We start from the raw sequence: 1,279 nt of genomic DNA, 5'->3' as shown, positions 1-1,279 counted from the left end.
TGGTCAAGCCCCCGTTTTGTAGACAATAAGAAAAACCCCGGCCGTTAGGCCGCTAACTGACGCCTAAATTCGCTAGGCGTCAGTTTATTTAGCTTCAGTTGAAGACGTTCTTCGTTATAAAAATAAATGTAATTTTCAATTCTCCTTTGAGCATCTTGAAGATCTCGTATATCATAGGGATATAGGGCTTCGGTTTTCAAATGAGAAAAGAAGCTTTCAATCGAGGCATTGTCTAGGCAATTGCCCCGTCGGGACATGCTGATTTGGGCGCCAACCGTAGGCAGCATGTTGTGATATGCATGGGACGTGTACTGGGAACCTTGGTCGCTGTGAACGATCAAACCAGTCACGTCTTTTTGCATTTCAAATGCTTTCCTAAAAGTTTCTAGTACAAGCGCATTGTCATTTCGAGTACTGATATGATGGGCGATGATCTCATGAGTACATAAATCTTTGATTGCGGAAAGGTAGATACGTTCCTCACCAATTCGATATTGGGTAACGTCAGTTACCCATTTTTGATTAGGCTCTTGAGCGGTAAAATCACGCTTGAGTAAATTATCTGCAACACGTCCATCCGATACCTTTGCTTGATAGGTAGTCATATAGACACGTTTACGGCGAATGATGGATTTAAGTCCCAGATTTTGCATGATGCGTAATACTTTCTTATGATTAACTCTACAACCAAATTGGCGTAACAGTTCAGCCTGAATTCGGCGATATCCGTATATCCCTTTCCTTTGTTCATAGATCGTTCTGATCCGTTTTTTCATTGATTTATCCCTATTCAAGTTTCTAGTAGAGAGGTACTTGTAATAGCCACTTCTCGAAACCCCTAACAACTTACAAACATCAGTAATCGGATATATTGTAGACAAGCTCTCCACAATTCGATACTTCTTCCTTACACCCCCCGCATCCAAATTTCCAAACACTTTTTTAGGATTTCATTCTCTCGCTTTAGTTTTTGGACATATCTATCCTGATCAATATAGGTCTGACGATGTCCGCGTCGATCTAGAAGTCCAAACTCACCCTGTTGTCTGTACTTTCTCATCCACTTTTTTAAGCGATCTTTGTCCTGAATTTCCAAATGCTCTACAATTTGTTTGTACGTCCAGCTTTCCTCAATGTGTAAACGAATGGCTTCCATTTTCAATGATTCTGGATAACTTTTAAATTTTTGTCCTTTAACCGCCATGAAAAATACACCCCCTAAAGTTCATCGGATAACCTCAGGGCTTTTTCCAATGTCTACTTTAAGGGGTGCACTTCA

At 40.6% G+C, this 1,279-nt stretch carries 2 protein-coding genes; both read right to left on the bottom strand.

The features are described 5' to 3' along the window. Positions 1-44: 44 nt before the first annotated feature. A complete protein-coding gene (locus AYJ08_RS04105) occupies positions 45-890 on the bottom strand; it encodes an IS3 family transposase (protein ID WP_176489411.1) in 846 nt (281 codons plus the stop codon). A 17-nt stretch (positions 891-907) separates the two neighbouring features. After that, complete coding sequence (locus tag AYJ08_RS04100) at positions 908-1,204, bottom strand: helix-turn-helix domain-containing protein (RefSeq protein ID WP_064016695.1); 297 nt, start codon at positions 1,202-1,204, stop codon at positions 908-910. Positions 1,205-1,279: the final 75 nt, after the last annotated feature.

The organism is Brevibacillus sp. SKDU10 (assembly GCF_001645205.1).
In the GTDB taxonomy this organism is placed as follows: domain Bacteria; phylum Bacillota; class Bacilli; order Brevibacillales; family Brevibacillaceae; genus Brevibacillus_B; species Brevibacillus_B halotolerans.
The sequence above is the reverse complement of the archived record's forward strand: the minus strand, read 5'-3'. Positions and strand labels throughout refer to the sequence as shown.